The organism is Brevibacterium sp. MGP-B1, assembly GCF_057766545.1.
Genome location: NZ_CM173407.1, coordinates 1088519 through 1106430 on the forward strand (window position 1 = coordinate 1088519; position 17912 = coordinate 1106430).

Genomic DNA, 17912 nt, shown 5'->3' on the forward strand with positions numbered 1-17912 from the left:
GAGTCGATAGTGTGAACCTTCGAAAGACTGTGTCTGTCAGAATGCGCACGAAGGATCAGTGAGTGAAGGAACGATCACCTGTGCCCGCGGCCGTTGAGGCCCGGTCATGATCCTAACGCTAATCGCTCTGGCCGCACTCGTCGTGATCACTCCCGTTCTCACCCGCTTCGCGGGTCGGGAGAGCGGCTGGCCGCTGGCGATCGCCTATCTCGGCGTGGCAGCCCTGTTCACTCCCACCGCCGCCGAGGTGATGGCCGGGCGGAATCCGGAAGTCTCCTACCCCTGGATTCCCAGCTTCGGTGTCGACCTGGCGCTGCGCGCCGACGGAATCGGTGTCGTGTTCACCTATATCGCGCTGATCATCGGTTCGGTCGTGTTCATCTATTCGACGCGCTATCTCAGCCCCGGACGCAATACGAGCTTCTATTGGCTGATGGTGATCTTCACATTCTCCATGGTCGCCCTCGTGCTCACCAACGATGTGCTCGTGCTGTTCGTGTGCTGGGAGCTGACGTCCCTGGCGTCGTTCTTCCTCATCGCCCGGTCCGGATCCCCGGGGCAGGCACCGGCCCTGCGGACGATGTTCTTCACCTTCATCGGCGGCCTCAGTCTGCTGGTGGCCACCGGAGTGATCATCGCCGTGACCGGGACGACGAACCTCGCCGAAGCGATCAGCTCCCCGGTGTGGGCGGGCCAGCCCGAAGTCACGACGCTCGTGGCTCTGCTCGTCGGCGTCGCAGCCATGACGAAGTCGGCTCAGTTCCCGTTCCACCCATGGCTGCCCGATGCGATGGCCGCCGCCACCCCTGTTTCGGCCTATCTGCATGCCGCAGCCGTCGTCAAGGCCGGCATCTTCCTCATGCTCCGGTTCTCACCGACCTTCCACGCCACACCGGCATGGAACGTCCTGCTCGTGACGGCAGGACTCCTCACTGCCTGCCTGGGCGGCTGGTTCGCGCTCAATCAACATGACGTGAAGAAGCTCATGGCGTATTCGACCGTGTCCCAACTCGGTCTCATCACCGCGGTCATCGGCGTCGGCACCGAGGCCGCGATCGCCGCCGCCACCCTCCACGTCATCGCGCATGCACTGTTCAAGTCGGGTCTGTTCATGATGGTCGGCGTCGTCGACCACCTCGCCGGTACCAGAGACCTCGCACGGATTCCGAAACTCATACGCACCGCCCCTGCGGCGTTCACGGTGATGATCATCGGCTGTGCGTCCATGGCCGGGATTCCGCCGCTGTTGGGATTCGTGTCCAAGGAGGCTCTGTTCACTGCGCTGGGGGAGACCCCGGGCGGGCCCTGGGCCGGTTGGGTGGCTCTGTTCGTCGCCGTGGGTGCCTCGGTGCTCACCTTCGCCTATTGCGCGAAGACCGTCTGGGGCAGCTTCATCGACGGTCGCGAACCCGAGGAGCGCCGCATCCACCGCAGTTCACCCGTCATGCTCATCGCAGCGGCCCTGCCGATCCTGGCGTCGGTGCCGCTGAGCTTCGTCCTGTTCCTCCTCGACACCCCGCTCGACAACGTGGTGCGGGCGGCGGTGCCGACAGCCTCGGAACACGTGCACCTGGCGCTGTGGCACGGACTCAACATCGAACTGCTCGCCTCCGGACTCATCATCGTCATCGGCGTGTTCATCATCCTCCGCCGGTCACGAGTCTTCGTCTTCTTCCACAAGGCCACGCTGCCCTTCGACGGATCCGATGTCATCGACTCGCTGACCAAGACTCTCAAACGCCTGGGATACGGGCTCTCCGCCTTCGTCCGTCCCACGAACTCAGGGCCCTATCTCGCTCTGTCCCTGGGCGGACTGAGTGTGCTCGCCATCGGGGCCGTACCTGTCGTCTTCGCCGATCTGCCGCCGCTGCAGGAGAACCTCAGCCGTCCGGTGGACGTCATTCTGCTCATCCTCATCACCGTGGCTGTGCTCGTCCTCTGCACCTCGCACTCACGACTGACCACCGTTGTGGCGCTCTCGGCCATCGGCATCCTCGCCACCGTGCAGATCCTCGCTCTCGGCGCCCCCGACGTCACCCTGACACAGCTGCTCGTCGAAGCGATGACGATCATCGTCATCATGCTCGTGCTGCAAAAGCTGCCGCGGTCATTCTGGAAGTACCCGAAGCGCAAGCAGACCCCGCGTCTGCTCCTGGCGATCATCGTCGGCGCGAGCGTCGCCGGACTGACTCTGGCGCTCAACGGCCGTCGGGAACGCTCCGCCCTCGGCCAGTACTATCTCGACAAGGCTCCGGAGATCAGCGGCGGAGACAACATCGTCAATACCATCCTCGTTGAATTCCGTGCACTCGACACCCTCGGTGAGCTGACCGTCCTCGGCATGGCCGGAATCGCGATCGTTGCGGTGATGTCGACGGTCAAGGACAAGTTCATCGACCCGCCGGCCGAGAACATCCCGGAACCGCCCAGGCCCCCGTGGGTGTCGATCCGCCCCAAGGGCACAACCGCATATCGAGCTGTCCACGAGGCGTGGCCGAACGTCATCCCTCTGCAGCTGACCCTGAAGGTCCTCGGGCCGCTGCTGGCGCTGAGCTCCCTGCTCATCTTCTGGCGCGGTCACAACTCTCCGGGAGGCGGATTCATCGCCGCCCTCGTCGGTTCCGCCGTCATCGGTCTGGCCTACCTGTCCACGCCGAAGGACCGGGCGCTCGGTCCGCCGCGTGCGCCCCTCTACCTCATCGGCTCCGGAGTCGCCACGGCGGTGGTCGCAGGAGTCATCGGTCTCCTGTTCGCGGGTTCGTTCCTCCAGCCGATGCACACGGAATTCGCCGGTCAGCATTGGACAACATCGATGCTCTTCGACGTCGGCGTCTACTTGGCGGTGCTCGGGCTCATGCTGCTCTCGTTCAACCTCCTCGGTGTCTCGGACTCCGCGGCCACGCCGGCCGGAGACGATGTGCTCACCAACGGCATCATCCGCCGCGACGTCGAACGCACCCGCGAACGTGCCGATGAGCTGCTCTACGGTGAGCTGAGCGGTCCGATGGAGGCCATCCGCGGGGAACGCCCCGAACGCAGCCGCCGCCGCGGCGCCGAAGAGTCCGGGGAGGCGAAGGTGCGCGCGAATTCGACGCATATCCTCCACGGGGATCCACCGGCCGACGGGGATGAGGAGGAAGCATGATCTTGGCACTGACGATCGGCGTCCTCACCGCAGGCGGCGTCTACCTCATGATGCAGCGCTCCATGGTCCGGGGAGTCTTCGGACTCACCCTCATCTCCCATGCCGCGAACTTCATCCTGCTCTCGGCTGGAGTCGGCGCGTGGAGAGGCGAACCTCTGGCCGGGCGCGGTGACCTCGCCGAGGCGGCCGATCCGCTGCCTCAGGCCTTCGTCCTCACCGCCATCGTCATCACCTTGGCGGTGACGATCTTCATGCTCGCCCTGGCCGTGCTCGGCCACGACGACGACCAGAAACGCAATCCCGAGACAGGGGAGGAGCGCGACTCATGAACTCCGCACTGCTCCTCCTGCTCATCGGCATCCCGCTCCTGGCCTCCGCGGTGAGCGTGCTCATCACCTCGCGCACCTTCGACCGGCTGCTCCTGCTCGCTGTTCCTGTGCTTGTCGGCGGCAGCGGCATCGTTCTGCTCGGGGTGCACGCCTCGACCCCGGTGATCGCCCATTCGGTCGGTGACTATGTGCCCGGCCTGGCGATCGTGTTCGTCTCGGACACGTTCACCGCTCTCATGCTCGTGCTCACCTCGCTCGTGGCGGTCGTCAGCAGCCTGTTCCTCATCTCCACCGGAGAGGACCAGTACAGATTCGTCCCGGCTCTCATCCTGATGATGCTCACCGGCGTCTATGGTGCGCTGCTGACCGGTGATCTGTTCAACTTCTTCGTCTTCGTCGAAGTGATGATGCTGCCCGCCTATGCTCTCATCGCCGTCACCGGCACCTGGCGCAGGCTCGGCATCGGACGTCTCTACGTCATGGTCAACCTGCTCACCTCGACGATGCTGCTCATCGGCGTCGGCTTCGTCTACGGTGCCACCGGAACCGTCAACCTCGCCGTCCTGGCGGATCAGGGCAGTCCGACCGGGCAGGCCGGGATCGCGCTGGGCGTGGTGCTGCTCTCCCTGTTCATCAAGGCCGGCGGCGCGCCCTTCCACGGGTGGCTCGTCCGCACCTATCCGAACACCTCGGCGGGCATGATGTCGCTGTTCTCCGGCCTGCATTCGAAGGTCGGGCTCTATGCGATCTACCGCATCTACACCACCGTCTACGGTGAACCTGCCTCGTGGGCGACCGTCATCCTCATCGTCGCCGTGGCCAGCATCCTCATCGGCGCGATCTCCGGGTTCGGTCAGGTGCGGGTGCGCAATGTGCTCGGATTCCAGATGACTGCGGGCGTCGGCCACATCCTCATCGGCGTCACCCTGCTGACTTCGGCGGCCCTCGGCGCCGGTGCCTTCTACATGATGCACCACATGATCACGATGGCAGGCCTCCTGCTCATCATGGGTGCAGTCGAACAGACCTACGGCACCGGTTCCTTCCGCAAGCTCTCGGGACTCGCCTCACGGGAGCGGTGGGCGACCGTCCTCATGATCCTCGGACTCTTCTCCCTCGTCGGTCTGCCACCGACGTCGGGACTGTGGGGCAAGGTCGGACTCGTCAGGGCCTCCACGGACATCGGCGGCGGCTTCGGATGGGTCCTGGTCGCCGTCATCGTCGCGGGCGCACTGATCAGCCTGCTGGCGCTTCAGCGCACCTGGCGCAACACCTTCTGGGGACCGCCGATGCAGACGTACCGTCCGGACTCGGCTGAGACCGGGCGTGCCCCGGCCGAACCGATCATGCGCAGCGTGCGCATTCCGGCCAGTCTGCTGGTGCCCGCCACGATCATGATCGGGCTGTCCGTCGCGCTCTTCTGCTTCCCGGAGCCGCTGCTCGCCCTCACACACAGGGCAGCCGAAGGTCTGCTCGACCACAGCGACTACATCGAGGCGGTGATGGCACCGTGATGCGAATCATCCACGGCATCGCGTACGTCGGCTTCATCGTCTGGGCGATCATCACGGGTTCGGCGACCATCATCTCCCGACTCTTCCGCAGCGACTACGCCCAGCCGATGATCGTCGAACTGCCGATGCGCTGCGCCACCGACCTCGAAGTCACGCTCTTCGCGTCGTCGATCACCATCACTCCCGGCACCCTGGTGACGGCGATCGCCGCAGGCACGTCGACGACCCCGCCGGTGATCTTCGTCCATGCTCTGTTCGAGGAGTTGGAGGAATCCGCTCTCGACGGACTCATCGATATGGAATCCCGACTGCTGTCCATGACCCGCGGACGAGCACCGGGGCCACACACCGATCCGCAGGGAGGCCGTCCGTGATCGTCATCGCAAGCATCTGTGCGGTCATCCTCGCCGCCGCCATCATCATCGGCCTCATCCGCGTGCTCACCGCTCGCGATCAGGGCTCACGCGCGGTGGTCTCGGACCTCATCTACTTCTCGGCGATCGCCATCGTCACCATGCTCGGCATCACCGTGTCCTCATCGATCGTCCTCGATGTGATCTTCCTGTCGTCCATGGTGGGGATCCTCGCCACGATCGCTCTGTCCCGAATCCTCACGAGGGGGCACCGCTGATGAATGAAGCACTCGCCACGACCCTCGTCGGGATCTTCGGAATCACCGGCTCCCTGCTGCTGCTCGGCTCGGCTCTGGCGATGTTCAGGGTCCGTGATGCGCTGTCTCGGATCAATGTGTTCTCTCCGGCCACTGGACTGGGCATGCCGTTCATCGTCATCGCGGCCTTCATCTACGACCTCTACGCGTCCGGGTTCTCCTGGAGTTCGCTGATCATGGCGGTCATCGCCGTGCTGTGCCTGATCATCGTGTCCTCGGTTGCGAGCAACACCTTGGCCAGGTCGACGGTGCTGTCCGGACAGCCGGTGTTCCGGAAGACGTCACCGAATCGGCTGGCAGCGCCGCCTGAAGGGGTTGTCGACATCGACCCCGACGCCAAGGATTCCTGAGCCGACTCAGTCAGTTGGGTCTGCCCGGCCATTGATCACGTGAGCTCAGTCCCGTCCGGTCGTGCGCATCGTGATGTTGATCCTGCCCCCGCCGAGGTGGTTCAGTCGTCCCGCATCCGGTGCGGTTCCCGGCTGGATCGACCTGACCCCGTGGTAGGCGAAGCGGGCCGGGCCGCCGAAGACGAAGGCGTCACCCGAGGCCAGTCGCAGATCCTCGAAGGGACGGTTGCGGGTCTCCGTGTTGCCGAACCGGAAGAGGCAGGTATCGCCCAACGACAGTGAGACGACAGGGGCAGGATCGAATTCGTCCTTGTCTTGGTGCATGCCCATCTTCGCGTGCTCGTCGTAGTAGTTCACGAGGGCCACATCCGGGTGGTAGTCGGCGGGGTCGAATCCCCACGCGGCGGCGGTACCCGGGGCGAGATCCCGTGCGTCCTCGACGACCGCTGCTGCGGACTGCAGAACCTGGCGGCCCAGACGAGTCATCCAATCGGGGAAGGGCAGCACCACCTTGTCGTTGACGTCGACGGCGCGGCGGTCGTAGCGCCCGGGCTGCCAATGCCAGCCCAGCCCGATCGTCGTGACACTCATCGGATGCCCTGCGATCGTCGTCGCATGGGGAGGAACCGGACCGGACTGCCAATCGGCATAGCGGGCGATGATCCACTGCTGTGCCTCGTCGGTGAGGAAACCCGGTACCCAGACCGCGCCGGGGGCGACGATTCTCGGTCGGCGGTCGAAGGCCTCATCGGCGAAGAGCGAATCCATGTCTACCAGGATGCCAGAGCCGGTTCTAGAATGATCACGAGACCTGAGGAGTCGCGATGAACGCAGCCGATCCGCAATTGATCTTCCTCCACGGCGCCGGTGAGCGCGCCGACGTCTGGGACGACATCATCGCCGAACTGCCGGCCGATTGGTCGTGCGACGCCATCGACCTCGGCGCACTCGACGCGCTGATTCTCTCCGGTGGACAGGTGAGGCCGCCGAAGTGGATGATGCGCCTGCAATGGCAGATCTCCATTCGACTGCCGGAGCGGGCGTTCGTCGCATACGGTTCGACGAAGTCCGAGACCTTGGCCATGTACGCGGCGGTCGAAGCCGCCGATCTGCGGGACCGCCTCGGCGAGGTGGGGGTGCCGACTGCGGTGTGGTGCGGAACGCGGGACATCGCGAACAGGCCTGCGGCCAGGGAGCTGGCGGACGGCATCGACGGAGCCGAACTCCGGCTCGTCCCCGGGATGGGCCATGACTGGCACCGCAGTCATCCGGCGGCGTTCGCCGCGCACCTGCGCGAATTCCTCTCAGCCATGTCGGGACGCACGCCGCGGGGCCGGTGACATTCGGTCACCGGCCCCGCGGAGTCGACGATGGATCGCCGATCGGTCCGACTCGGACGTCCTCGGACTCAGAGTTCGCCGACTGGCACCTGTTCGTCGGCGAGACGGTCGGCGCTGACTTCTTTGCCGATGAGGGCGCGGAGCTCGTCTCCGTAGTCCCAGACATTGACGTTCATGGCCGCGGTGACCTTGCCGCCTCGGTGCCAGAATACGATGAATTCGCCGCTGGACTTGTCGCCGCGGATGACGACGTCGTCCTCGGATCCGCCTCGACCGACGTATTCCATGCCGAGGTCGAACTGGTCGGTGTAGAAATACGGCTGCCAGTTGTAGGACTTGGTCCCGCCGCTGATCGTCGAGGCCGCGACCTCGGCCTGGCGAACTGCATTGTCCCAGTGTTCGACGCGCAGGCGTTCACCGCTCAGGACGTTCTTCGCATTCGCGATATCGCCGATGGCCAGGATGCTGCCGTCAGAGGTGCGCATCTGTTCGTCGACGATCACGCCGTTCTCTGTCGTCAAACCCGCCGAGGAGGCCAGATCGACGGCGGGATCCGCGCCGATTCCGATGACGACGAGATCGGCGGGAACACTTCCGGCGGACGTTTCGACGGCCTCGACCGCGGAGTCACCGGTGAAGGCTGTCGTGTCCGCGTTCTTGAGGAAGTTCACTCCGTTCTTTCGGTGCAGGTTTTCGAAGTACTCTCCGAGTTCCTGCCCGAGGACACCGGAGAGCGGGGGAGCATCGGTGTGGAGGATGACCGTGACATCGCAGCCGTGGGACTTCGCTGCTGCCGCAACTTCGAGGCCGATCCAGCCGCCGCCGATGATCGCGACCTTCTTGCCCTCGCCGAACTGAGACCGGATGGCCACGGCATCCCCGGCGTCGCGGAGAGTGTGGATATTGCCCAGTTGAGCGCCGGGGGCATCGAGTGTGCGGGGCACCGATCCGGTCGCGAGGATCACCTGACCATAGGACAGATCTCCTCCGTCATCGAGGGTGAGAGTCTGAGCATCTGTGTCGATCGAGGTCACCGAGGTGCCGAAGAACGCCTCGACGTCGTGGGCCGAGTACCAGTCTTCTCCGCGGAGGGCCGAGTCGGCGGGATCCGAACCCTCGATCATTACCTTCTTCGACAGGTCCGGGCGGTAGTACGGAGCCGCGGGATCGGTGCCGACGAGCGCGATCCGAGCGGTGTAACCGGCATCCCGCAGCGATTCGACCACGGTGCCTCCTGCCAGGCCTGCGCCGATGACGACTGTTCCGAATTCTTCTGCCATTGTCGGTCCTTTCGTAGAGGGGACTCTGTTTCGACTGTACTCGCCGAGATCAAGTGGCTCCACCGGGCCCGCCCCAGGTGACACACTGTGCCTCACGAGGTCCCATACCGCTCGTGCGATTTTGATCAAGGGCAGGGGGCAGGCGTAAGCTGAAGTCGAAAAGGGGCTTTAGCTCAGTTGGTAGAGCGTTTCGTTCGCAATGAAAAGGTCAGGGGTTCGATTCCCCTAAGCTCCACACATTTCCCCGTTGATTCGCTCGACGCCGTATCTTGCTGTGTGGATCTCGTGCAATCGGGGCGCGCCTCTGTGGCAGGGGACGGTTCGAAGCGAGCAGAGTCAGGACGGACGTGGAATGAACACGAAGACGGCGATCATGACCGGCATCCTCGGCCTTGCCGGGATTGCCCACTTCTCCCGACCCCACCTCTTCGACTCCATCGTCCCGCCTCGGTTGGGCAATCCACGATTCTGGACCTACGCCAGCGGCATCGCCGAACTCGGTTGTGCAGGACTGTTGGCCATCCCGGCCACCCGGCGCCTCGGCGGTGTCGCTTCTGCCGCGCTCATGGTCGGCGTCTTCCCGGCCAACATCTACACAGTCGTCAAGCAATGGGACAATCCGAAGGGCCGAGCCATCGCCTGTGCGAGACTGCCTCTGCAGATCCCGCTCGTGTGGGCATCGGCGGCGATTGCCGCTGACACCGACTGATTCTCCACCTGCGCACCCGATCCTCCCGCTGCGATCAGTCCTGGGCTGACCGGTCGCGGCACCCCCTGCGCGCCGCCCGTCGTCCTCGCAGAACGAAGACCTGGCTGCGAGGTTCCGGATCATCTGTTGCAGGTCCTGACCAACCGTGACATATTCGACTCATGGTGGGGAATCTTCCAAGCAATGTCGAGACTTTGTCCGGAATGCACTTCTCTGCGGCCACAGCTGCCTTCCAGGTCGAAGGGGCGCGCAGCGCAGGTGGTCGCGGCCGCAGCATCTGGGATGACTTCGTTGACACTCCCGGCAACATCCTCGACGGCAGCGCTGCCGAACCCGGTCCCGACAGCTACCACCGCTTCGATGACGACGTTGCGATGCTTGCCGACCTCGGTGTCGACCGGTACCGGTTCTCCATCTCCTGGACCCGTGTCATTCCGAATGCTGGGACTGACGCCTCGGTGAATTCGGCTGGTCTCGACTACTACGACCGCCTTGTCGACGGACTGCTCGCCGCCGGGATCACACCGGAACCGACGCTCTACCACTGGGACCTGCCGGTCGCCCTGGAAGCGAAAGGCGGATGGCTCAATCGCGACACGGCTCACCGCTTCGGTGAATATGCGGAAGTGGTTGCCGGTCGCCTCGGTGACCGTGTCCGTCATTGGTACACGATCAACGAACCCGCATCGACATCGCTGCAGGGCTATGCGCTGGGGGAACTGGCACCCGGACATACTCTGCTCTTCGATTCCCTGCCCACCGTCCACCACCAGCTGCTGGCCCACGGGATCGCCGCTCCCATACTGCGCGGGCACGGCGCAGTTCAAGCGGTGCCGACGCTCAACCACAGTCTCGTCCTCCCCGCTTCCGAGTCTGCCGACGACCATGCCGCGGCCGACCTGCTCGATGTGATTCACAACCGCCTCTTCGCCGACCCGCTGCTGCTGGGCACCTATCCCGACCTCAGCGACTTCGGCGTCGAACTGCCCATCGCCGACGGCGATATGGACCTCATCTCCATACCGAACGAGGTCTACGGCTTCAACTACTACAATCCGACCACGGTCCGTGCCTCGGCAGGACCCGTGCCGTTCGAGATGGTGCCCACCCCCGGAGCGACCGTGACCGGGTTCGGTCCCATGTGGCCGATCCGCCCGGATACGATGCGCGACTTCCTCATCGACATGGCCCGGCGCTACGGGTCGGCGTTGCCCCCGACCATCATCACCGAGAACGGAGCTTCGTTCCCCGAACCCGACACCACCGATACGGAGATCGTTGATTCCGAGCGGATCGACTATCTGCGTGACCACCTCGGCGCGGTGATCGAAGCGAAGTCAGCAGGCGTGCGCATCGACGGATACACCGTCTGGTCGCTGCTGGACAATTTCGAATGGGCCGATGGATGGAGCCAGCGTTTCGGCCTCGTTCATGTCGATATGAACACCGGAACGCGGACACCGAAGGCGTCCTTTCGCTGGTATCGGGATCTCATCTCCGCGGTTCGGCCATGAGCGCGATCAGCCCTCCGCCTCACCCAGGCGGCTCCGTTTCGCGAGCACGTGTATCGGTTGGGTGGATGGTGTGGTTCACACTCGCCTGGTTGGCGATCTGGACGGTTCAGCTGACACCGATCCAACTCCTCCTGCCACTTCAGCTCGACACTCAGAGCGGACACTGGATCGACGGAGTCGTCTGGTCCGGACTCGTCCTCTCGGCCGGCGGCCTGGCAGGTATCGCTGCCGCCCCCGTGGCCGGTCGGCTCTCTGACCGCACCCGTTCGCGGTACGGTCGGAGACGTCCTTGGGCGATCGGAGGATCGGTGCTCGCCGCACTCGGTCTCGTCCTCACCGGCAGCGCGGAAGGACCCCTGCTGGTCGGGGCGGCGTGGGTGGTCACCTCGGTCGGCGTATCCGTGGCTTCTTCGGCGCTGACTGCACTCATCGCCGATCAGCTCGATGACCAGCGCGGTGCAGCGTCCGCTGCGGCCAGCTCGGCTCAAGCCGTCGGCGTCGTCGTCGGCGTCGCCGCGATCGTGCTGCTCGGCCTGAGCGCCGGCCCGTCCTATGCGGTGCTGGCCTGCTTCATCCTCGTCATCGGCACGGTCACTGCGCTGCTGCTGCCCGATCCGCCGCTGCCGCACGAAGCCGTGCTCGAGTTCCATGCTCGTCGTGAGCTCATTCGGCCACGGGTGTCCTCACTCGTCGACCCGCGCTTCACCCGGCTGCTCCTCAGCCGCTTCATCGTCAATGTCGGCAATTCGTTCGGAACGTCGCTGCTGCTGTTCTTCCTGCTCTACGGGATCATGATCCCCGCCGCCGACGCCGAGAACCGCCTGCTCATCCTCATCGTCATCTACACCGTCTTCGTGGTGGCCGCCTCGATCCTCGTCGGCATGGTCACGGACAGACGAGGCAGCCGACGCTTCTGGACAGTCGTCGCCGCACTCGTCCAGGCCTGTTCGGGAATCATCATCCTCATCAGCCCGAACTTCACCATGACAGCAGTGGCGGCCGGAGTCATGGGTGCCGGATATGGAGCCTATATGGCGGTCAGTCTCGCCCTGGCCACGGATCTGCTGCTCGACCCGGACGACCATGCTCGCGACCTCAGTCTCGTCAACAGTTCCGCGAACCTCGGCCAGCTGATCGGTCCGCTCCTGGGCGCCGGGCTCGTTGCCTTGGTCGGTGGGTTCTGGCTGCTCTTCGCGGCCGCCGCGGTCGTCTCCGTGCTTGGGGCAGGACTGACGCTGACTGTGCACCCCTCACGTGCCGTGCTGCGGGCTCCGCAGCCGGACTGATGCCCATCCGACTCGTCGGTCGGATGGGGCCTGGCTTAAGCCAGCCCGAGCAGCTTTCCGCTCTTCGACAACTCCGGGTCCGTGCAAGAGGACAGGTCGAAGCAGCAGGGACGACGTTTGCCGGACTCGAGCTTCGAAATTGCGACGTCGACACGGCGTGCACGTGTATCGGCGTTCTTCGTCGATTTGATCCAGCGCACCCATTCCCACCGGGCCATCGGCGTGAGACCGGCCCAGACATCGTCGAGATCACCGGCACTATCGAGAGCCGCACGGAGGTCCGAGGGAACCGTCACCTCCGGCCAGTTCTTCGTCGGAGTCAGGCCGACCTCGACCTCAGCTCCTTCTCTCTTCCCAAGCTTCTCCCACTGGTCGTCATCGAGACTGATCCAATGGCCGCGACGTCCGTCGGGTTCGATGACAGTGCTGAATTCGGTGCCATCGAGGGTGCCCGTGACTGCGACCTGTCCGCGTGAGGGCAGCTGATCGCTGGCGTCCTGAGGCAGGCGCAGAATCGGGCGGTCGTAGAGCAGCTCGGCGTTCGCAGTGAAAGTGACGTCGACAGTCGTGGCGGTCATGGTGACTCCTCCTAGAACGGATGCTCGGGCCGGAACACTCGGCTTCGACCGAAGCGATGACTTTCAGAATAGCCGCCCGAGCCTGGGCTGACTTCTCGATTTCTGATTTGTTCGAAAGCGTTGCGGACCGGTAGTTCTCGTCACTGCCGGTCCGCTGCGTCCGGTGTAGGAGCGGTCTTCTCCGCAACCGAGGGTGAAGGTTCAGCCGATCGCCCGACCGACCCAATCGGGGCGCTCCATGTCGATCTGTGAGATCCGTTCCGCCACGGTGTCCGGGAAGGGCACGACTCGGTCCGAGGTCTGATCGACGTGGAGGGCCATGATCTCTTCGGTCGATACGAGCCGGTCACCGACGTACATCTCATAGGCCAGGTGCAGCTTCTTCTCAGCGGCACTCACGAGGTGCGGGACGACGGTGATCCTGTCGCCGAGGGCCACCTCGTCGAGGTAGCGGATATGGGATTCGACGGTATACAGGGACGCTTTCGCACTATCCCGGTAGACGGCATCGAGGCCGAGCTGATCCATCACCTGATCGGTGGCGAAACCGAACACGAGGACGTAGAAGGCTTCGGACATGTGCCCGTTGTAATCGATCCACTCGGACACGACCTCGGCGCTGTACGTACCAAGTGTCGTCGCCGAGGCGGTCCGCGCCGTCGATGCAGATGCTGGGGGAGCAGCGGCAGAGGGTGGGGGAGAGACCGCCGGGCCTTCTGCCGACTCACCGTCAACGGAGCCTGCCGTGGTGGTGGCCAACTGGTCGGTGAGCCGGCGCAGGGCGATGATTCCGGCATCGCGATGCGCCACGAGGTCGGCGATGGAGCGGTCACCGGCCTCGATATCGCAGCCGGCCACGACATCATCACGCAGCCGTTGACTGAGCTCCGGAGCGGTCAGCCGCGTCCACGGAGACTTCAGTGAGGGGCCGAAATGATCGAGCATATGCGCCATTCCGCCCTCGCCGCCGGCGAGGTGGAAGGTGAGCATCGGCCCCTGGAACGGCCACCGCAGACCAGGGCCGTCGGTGATCGAGCGGTCGATCTGCTCGACCGTGGCCTCGCCCTGCTCGACCATGTACAGAGCCTCGCGCCACTGAGCCTCCTGCAGACGGTTGGCGATGAAGCCGGGGACTTCGCGGTCCATGCGGATGACGGACTTGCCGATATGACTGAAGAAGCCGGCGGCCCAGTCGACAGCAGCAGCCGACGTGGACCGGCCGCCGACGACCTCGACCAAGGGGATGAGGTAGGGCGGGTTGAACGGGTGGCCGACGACGAGTCGTTCGGGGTGGGCCGCCTCGGTGGCCATTTCGGTCATGCTGTACCCCGAGGTCGACGAGCTGATCACGATATTCGGCGGGCAAGCCGCGTCGATCTGGGCGAGCAGACCGCGCTTGAGCGCGAGGTCCTCGGGAGCGGACTCCTGGACGAACCCGGTGCCTGCGACCGCCTCGGCGAGGTCGGTGTGCATCGACCAAGCGGTGTGGTCGGCTGACTCGACCATGTCGAGTTCGGCCAGGGCCGGCCAGGCCGCTTCGAGGAGGCGCGCGAACTTCTCACCGGCGTCCGGAGCCGGGTCCCAGATCTTCACCCGGTAGCCCTGTGCGAGGAAGTATGCGGCCCATCCGCCGCCGATCGTTCCAGCGCCGACGCAGGTGACGGTGTCGATGGCGTCGAAGCCGGGGAACTCCGGCGTGTCGGGAATGGGCGCGGCGGCGGTGGAATCGTTCACAGATCGCCTCCGGTGATGGTCGGTGTCTGCACGCGCAGATCGAGGATCTCGCGGGCCTCGTCGGGGGTGGCGACTGATGCGCCGAGACCGGTGATGATGTCGACGGCACGAGCGGTGAGATCGGCGTTCGTGGCCTTGACGCCCTTGGACATGTAGAGGTTGTCCTCGAGCCCCACGCGGGCATGCCCACCGGCGAGCACGGAGTGGGCCACCCACGGCAGCTGGTTGGCACCGATGGCAAATGACGTGAACTGCGCACCTTTGGGCAGCATGTTCACCATTGCAGCCAACAGGCCAGGATCGGCCGGAGCACCGTAGGGGATGCCCATGCACAGCTGGTACAGGGGCGGGGCGTCGATGAGTCCCTCCTCGACCAGCACATTGGCGAACCACAGATTGCCGGTGTCGAAGATCTCCAATTCGGGACGCACTCCCAGAGTCTGGATGCGCTTCGACCCTTCGCGCAGCATGTCGGGGGTCGAGACGTAGAGGTTCGAACCTTCGCCGAAGTTGAGGCTGCCGCAGTCGATCGTGCAGATCTCGGGCAGCAGCTCCTCGACGTGGGGGAGTCGGTCCAAGGCGTTGATGAGATCGGTGCCCGGCATCGTGGTCAGCGGATCCTGCGGATCGATGACGAGGTCGCCGCCCATCCCGGCGGTGAGGTTGATGACCGGGTCGACGTCGGAGGCGCGGATGCGGCGAACCACTTCGCGGTAGTAGGCGACTTCGCGCGAACCCTGTTTCGTCTCGAGGTCGCGGACGTGGATGTGGACCACCGACGCCCCGGCGCGGGCCGCCGCAATGGCATCGTTCGCAATCTCTTCGGGGCTGACAGGAACGTGTTCGCTCTTGCCGGTGGTGTCTCCGGCTCCCGTGACGGCACAGGTGAGGATGACCTTGCGGTTCATGATGACTCCTTCAGTCGATCGGCGGTTGTAGCGGTTGTGGGTTCTGTAGGATGCATGATGGCGCGATCGAGGTAGGAGCGCAGACGCCGGGAGAAGGTCTCGGTGTCCATCACCCCGGTGAGCACCTTGATTCCGAGTCCGTCGAGGAGGGAAGTGAGCTCGTCGGCCATGGCACGTGGATCACCGGCTCGGAAGCAGCCGGTGCGCTGACCGTCCTCGAGCGTCGTCTGCACGGTGCGCGACCAGCGTTCGTATCTGAGCGGATAGTTCGACAGGGCCGAATCTTCGAGGGCCATTCGAGTCCACGTCTGCAGCCAGATCGACCATTCGCCGCGTTCCGTGCGTCCCAGTGGGGACTGCAGCTTCAGCAGACTTTCGAGTCTCTGCGCGGGGTCCGCGATGTCGTCGAGCCACGCGATCTGACGGTCGAAGGCGAGTTTGACCGAATATTCGAGAGCGGCATCGAAGAGCTCGGATTTGTTGGCGAAGTAGTAATGGATGCTCGGCGCCGAGACCCCGGACGCCGCCGCGATATCGGCGATGCGCACCGCGTCGAAGCCGTACCGGCCGAACAGCGTCCACGCCGCCTCGGCGATCGTGCGTCTCGGGTTGGCGTCGTCGTCGCTGACTGCCGCGGCTGCCGAGTTCGGCGGAAGCGCGGAGACCTGGGACTCGTCGCCGAGCAGCCACCGGACGGTCACACCTGTGGCGGTGGCCACGCCGAGGAGCTCATCGGCAGTGAAGCGGCGGCGACCTGACAGCGCCTTGGAGAGCTTCGTCTCGTCGATGCCGATCACAGAGGCGATCTTGCGCTGCTTCAATCCGGACCGCCGGATGGCGTCCCGGACGCGGAGTCCGGTGGCCTCGGACCCCTTGCCGATCGTGCCGCGGGAATGATCCCCGGCTTCGGTCGTCTGCCCTCCTGTCATGGTGCCGAACCTACCTCAGCAACAAGTCCGTTCGCAAGTAAATATGAATAAGAGTCAGAACTTGCGATTAGTGATCATGGAGAGGAATTCGTGTCGATCCGAACCGTCCGAGGCACCACAAATCGGTTCTATGCGGTTAGTCTCGTTATCGGTAGGCGATCCCCATCACCATCGACCGCGCCGAGGAGCACCCATGACCGACAGTATTCATTCCCGCATGCACGTCGTCTCCGATGAGACCCGAAACCTCGTGAATCTCGTGCTCGAGTACTCGCGTCGTCGGACTCTGGCCGAGGACACTCCGCTCGACCATCCGACCTCGGAAGCCGAGCTGCGTCGACTGGCCGGTCCCACCGTCACCGAGGAGGGGCTGGGATCAGCTCGGGCGCTGGCGATCTTCGAGCACATCTTTGCTCCGGCCTGTATCTCCACCGACCATCCGAAGTATCTGTCGTTCATCCCCAGCGCTCCCACGAAGGCGGCTGTCGCCTTCGACCTCGTCGTCTCCGCCAGTGCTCTCTACGGCGGTTCGTGGCTCGAAGGTGCCGGAGTGGTCCATGCAGAGAACGAAGTCCTGCGCTGGCTGGCGGGAGAGTTCGGGCTGCCCGCTGGAGCCGGGGGAGTCTTCGTCCAAGGAGGTACGATCGGCAACCTCTCAGCTCTCGTCGCCGCCCGTAGCGCACAGAAGGAGAAGCTCGGTGAGACTCGGCCGGGACGCTGGGTGATCGTGTGCAGCGCCGAAGCCCACTCCTCGGTCGCCTCCGCTGCCGAGGTCATGGATGTCGATGTCGCCCCGGTGGCCACCGGCGAGGACGGGATCCTGCGTCCCGACGGTGTGCGTGAGGCCCTGCTCGAACACGGGGACGCCGTGATCGCGGTGGTGGCCACCTCGGGGACGACGAACTTCGGCACCATCGACGACATCGCGGGCATCGCCGCTCTCAAGGAGGAATTCGACTTCTGGCTGCACATCGACGGTGCCTACGGTCTGGCCGCGATGCTCTCGCCGCAGGCACGCCACAAGTTCGCCGGGGTGGAGAAGGCCGATTCGCTCATCGTCGACCCCCACAAATGGCTCTTCGCCCCTTTCGACGCCTGTGCGCTCATCTACCGCGATCCGAATTCGGGGAGGCGAGCGCACACGCAGAAGGCCGAGTACCTCGATACGCTCACCGACGCTCAGGATTGGAGCCCCTCTGACTTCGCCATCCAGCTCACGCGGCGGCCGCGCGGTCTGCCGCTGTGGTATTCGCTGGCCAGCTATGGCGCCGAAACGTATCGGGAGGCGATCGGCCATTCGATCGATCTGGCGCGTGAGATCGCCACTGAGATCAAGCATCGTGAGCACCTGCGGCTCGTGCGCGAACCCGAACTCTCGGTCGTCGTGTTCGAACGCGACGGTTGGCAGCGGTCGGACTATGACGCATGGTCGGATCGTCTGCTCGAGGATCAGCGCGCCTTCGTCGTCCCGAGCTCGCACCAGGGGCGGCCGAATGCCAGGTTCGCGATCGTCAATCCGCTGACGACGTTCGACGATCTCACCGACATCCTCGATTCGATGGAGTGAATGGATGCGTTTGATCCGTCCTTCACTGAGGTCCTCGATCTTCTGAGGGCCCCGCAGAG

General features: G+C 64.7%; 17 protein-coding genes and 1 tRNA gene. 12 read left to right on the top strand and 6 right to left on the bottom strand.

Annotated features, from left to right (window positions below; genetic code table 11):
- Positions 1 to 106 precede the first annotated feature (106 nt).
- Genes AC3CD9_RS05010 through AC3CD9_RS05035 form a run of 6 tightly spaced genes read left to right on the top strand, consistent with a single transcriptional unit; the run spans position 107 to position 6008 of the window.
- Positions 107 to 3145: a DUF4040 family protein gene (locus AC3CD9_RS05010; RefSeq protein ID WP_488366604.1), complete on the top strand. Its 3039-nt coding sequence runs from the start codon at positions 107 to 109 to the stop codon at positions 3143 to 3145.
- Positions 3142 to 3474, top strand: coding sequence for a sodium:proton antiporter (locus AC3CD9_RS05015; protein ID WP_039210769.1), 333 nt, complete (start codon positions 3142 to 3144; stop codon positions 3472 to 3474). The genes AC3CD9_RS05010 and AC3CD9_RS05015 overlap by 4 nt, the downstream gene beginning before the upstream one ends.
- Positions 3471 to 4988: a monovalent cation/H+ antiporter subunit D family protein gene (locus tag AC3CD9_RS05020; RefSeq protein ID WP_488366606.1), complete on the top strand. Its 1518-nt coding sequence runs from the start codon at positions 3471 to 3473 to the stop codon at positions 4986 to 4988. The genes AC3CD9_RS05015 and AC3CD9_RS05020 overlap by 4 nt, the downstream gene beginning before the upstream one ends.
- Positions 4988 to 5362, top strand: a complete 375-nt coding sequence (locus AC3CD9_RS05025) for a Na+/H+ antiporter subunit E (RefSeq protein WP_488366607.1) — start codon at positions 4988 to 4990, stop codon at positions 5360 to 5362. Before AC3CD9_RS05020 ends, AC3CD9_RS05025 begins: the two co-directional genes overlap by 1 nt.
- On the top strand, positions 5359 to 5619 hold the full coding sequence (locus AC3CD9_RS05030) for a monovalent cation/H+ antiporter complex subunit F (RefSeq protein ID WP_139467051.1): 261 nt from the start codon (positions 5359 to 5361) through the stop codon (positions 5617 to 5619). Before AC3CD9_RS05025 ends, AC3CD9_RS05030 begins: the two co-directional genes overlap by 4 nt.
- Complete coding sequence (locus tag AC3CD9_RS05035; RefSeq protein ID WP_488366609.1) at positions 5619 to 6008, top strand: cation:proton antiporter; 390 nt, start codon at positions 5619 to 5621, stop codon at positions 6006 to 6008. Before AC3CD9_RS05030 ends, AC3CD9_RS05035 begins: the two co-directional genes overlap by 1 nt.
- Before the next feature lie 45 nt (positions 6009 to 6053).
- On the opposite strand, the gene AC3CD9_RS05040 is transcribed toward AC3CD9_RS05035, so the two are convergent.
- Positions 6054 to 6776, bottom strand: coding sequence for an alpha-ketoglutarate-dependent dioxygenase AlkB family protein (locus AC3CD9_RS05040; protein WP_488366610.1), 723 nt, complete (start codon positions 6774 to 6776; stop codon positions 6054 to 6056).
- Between the two features lie 56 nt (positions 6777 to 6832).
- Between AC3CD9_RS05040 and AC3CD9_RS05045 the strand changes: the two genes are divergently transcribed.
- Positions 6833 to 7348 carry an alpha/beta fold hydrolase gene (locus AC3CD9_RS05045; RefSeq protein WP_488366612.1) on the top strand — a complete coding sequence of 172 codons (516 nt, stop codon included), beginning with the start codon at positions 6833 to 6835 and terminating at the stop codon, positions 7346 to 7348.
- A 68-nt stretch (positions 7349 to 7416) separates the two neighbouring features.
- Here the strand turns inward: AC3CD9_RS05045 and AC3CD9_RS05050 are convergent, their stop codons facing one another.
- Positions 7417 to 8628, bottom strand: coding sequence for an NAD(P)/FAD-dependent oxidoreductase (locus tag AC3CD9_RS05050; protein WP_488366613.1), 1212 nt, complete (start codon positions 8626 to 8628; stop codon positions 7417 to 7419).
- 162 nt (positions 8629 to 8790) lie between these two features.
- On the opposite strand from AC3CD9_RS05050, the gene AC3CD9_RS05055 reads away from it, so the two are divergent.
- The 4 genes from AC3CD9_RS05055 to AC3CD9_RS05070 all read left to right on the top strand — a co-directional run bounded on the left by AC3CD9_RS05055 (position 8791) and on the right by AC3CD9_RS05070 (position 12137).
- Positions 8791 to 8863, top strand: a tRNA-Ala gene (locus AC3CD9_RS05055).
- A gap of 117 nt (positions 8864 to 8980) precedes the next feature.
- Entirely contained in the window at positions 8981 to 9337 is a 357-nt protein-coding gene (locus AC3CD9_RS05060; protein ID WP_488366615.1) for a DoxX family protein, read from the top strand.
- 161 nt (positions 9338 to 9498) lie between these two features.
- Positions 9499 to 10851, top strand: a complete 1353-nt coding sequence (locus AC3CD9_RS05065) for a GH1 family beta-glucosidase (RefSeq protein ID WP_488366616.1) — start codon at positions 9499 to 9501, stop codon at positions 10849 to 10851.
- 65 nt (positions 10852 to 10916) lie between these two features.
- Entirely contained in the window at positions 10917 to 12137 is a 1221-nt protein-coding gene (locus tag AC3CD9_RS05070; protein ID WP_488366617.1) for an MFS transporter, read from the top strand.
- Between the two features lie 35 nt (positions 12138 to 12172).
- Here AC3CD9_RS05070 and AC3CD9_RS05075 read toward each other — a convergent pair whose 3' ends face one another.
- From AC3CD9_RS05075 to AC3CD9_RS05090, 4 genes are all read right to left on the bottom strand, one after another.
- Positions 12173 to 12715, bottom strand: a complete 543-nt coding sequence (locus AC3CD9_RS05075) for a YdeI/OmpD-associated family protein (RefSeq protein ID WP_488366618.1) — start codon at positions 12713 to 12715, stop codon at positions 12173 to 12175.
- A 201-nt stretch (positions 12716 to 12916) separates the two neighbouring features.
- Entirely contained in the window at positions 12917 to 14449 is a 1533-nt protein-coding gene (locus AC3CD9_RS05080) for a 3-hydroxyacyl-CoA dehydrogenase NAD-binding domain-containing protein (RefSeq protein WP_488366619.1), read from the bottom strand.
- Complete coding sequence (locus tag AC3CD9_RS05085) at positions 14446 to 15357, bottom strand: beta-keto acid cleavage family enzyme (RefSeq protein ID WP_488366620.1); 912 nt, start codon at positions 15355 to 15357, stop codon at positions 14446 to 14448. Before AC3CD9_RS05085 ends, AC3CD9_RS05080 begins: the two co-directional genes overlap by 4 nt.
- On the bottom strand, positions 15354 to 16286 hold the full coding sequence (locus AC3CD9_RS05090; RefSeq protein ID WP_488366621.1) for a TetR family transcriptional regulator C-terminal domain-containing protein: 933 nt from the start codon (positions 16284 to 16286) through the stop codon (positions 15354 to 15356). The genes AC3CD9_RS05085 and AC3CD9_RS05090 overlap by 4 nt, the downstream gene beginning before the upstream one ends.
- A 193-nt stretch (positions 16287 to 16479) precedes the next feature.
- Here AC3CD9_RS05090 and AC3CD9_RS05095 point away from each other — a divergent pair, with 193 nt between their 5' ends.
- On the top strand, positions 16480 to 17853 hold the full coding sequence (locus AC3CD9_RS05095) for a pyridoxal phosphate-dependent decarboxylase family protein (RefSeq protein ID WP_488366622.1): 1374 nt from the start codon (positions 16480 to 16482) through the stop codon (positions 17851 to 17853).
- Positions 17854 to 17912: the final 59 nt, after the last annotated feature.

Bases quoted from the DNA above. Each gene is read 5' to 3' on its own strand.
- AC3CD9_RS05010 (WP_488366604.1), top strand. From the start codon at position 107: ATGATCCTAACGCTAATCGCTCTGGCCGCACTCGTCGTGATCACTCCC.
- AC3CD9_RS05015 (WP_039210769.1), top strand. From the start codon at position 3,142: ATGATCTTGGCACTGACGATCGGCGTCCTCACCGCAGGCGGCGTCTAC.
- AC3CD9_RS05020 (WP_488366606.1), top strand. From the start codon at position 3,471: ATGAACTCCGCACTGCTCCTCCTGCTCATCGGCATCCCGCTCCTGGCC.
- AC3CD9_RS05025 (WP_488366607.1), top strand. From the start codon at position 4,988: ATGCGAATCATCCACGGCATCGCGTACGTCGGCTTCATCGTCTGGGCG.
- AC3CD9_RS05035 (WP_488366609.1), top strand. From the start codon at position 5,619: ATGAATGAAGCACTCGCCACGACCCTCGTCGGGATCTTCGGAATCACC.
- AC3CD9_RS05040 (WP_488366610.1), bottom strand. From the start codon at position 6,776: ATGGATTCGCTCTTCGCCGATGAGGCCTTCGACCGCCGACCGAGAATC.
- AC3CD9_RS05045 (WP_488366612.1), top strand. From the start codon at position 6,833: ATGAACGCAGCCGATCCGCAATTGATCTTCCTCCACGGCGCCGGTGAG.
- AC3CD9_RS05050 (WP_488366613.1), bottom strand. From the start codon at position 8,628: ATGGCAGAAGAATTCGGAACAGTCGTCATCGGCGCAGGCCTGGCAGGA.
- AC3CD9_RS05060 (WP_488366615.1), top strand. From the start codon at position 8,981: ATGAACACGAAGACGGCGATCATGACCGGCATCCTCGGCCTTGCCGGG.
- AC3CD9_RS05065 (WP_488366616.1), top strand. From the start codon at position 9,499: ATGGTGGGGAATCTTCCAAGCAATGTCGAGACTTTGTCCGGAATGCAC.
- AC3CD9_RS05070 (WP_488366617.1), top strand. From the start codon at position 10,917: ATGGTGTGGTTCACACTCGCCTGGTTGGCGATCTGGACGGTTCAGCTG.
- AC3CD9_RS05075 (WP_488366618.1), bottom strand. From the start codon at position 12,715: ATGACCGCCACGACTGTCGACGTCACTTTCACTGCGAACGCCGAGCTG.
- AC3CD9_RS05085 (WP_488366620.1), bottom strand. From the start codon at position 15,357: ATGAACCGCAAGGTCATCCTCACCTGTGCCGTCACGGGAGCCGGAGAC.
- AC3CD9_RS05090 (WP_488366621.1), bottom strand. From the start codon at position 16,286: ATGACAGGAGGGCAGACGACCGAAGCCGGGGATCATTCCCGCGGCACG.
- AC3CD9_RS05095 (WP_488366622.1), top strand. From the start codon at position 16,480: ATGACCGACAGTATTCATTCCCGCATGCACGTCGTCTCCGATGAGACC.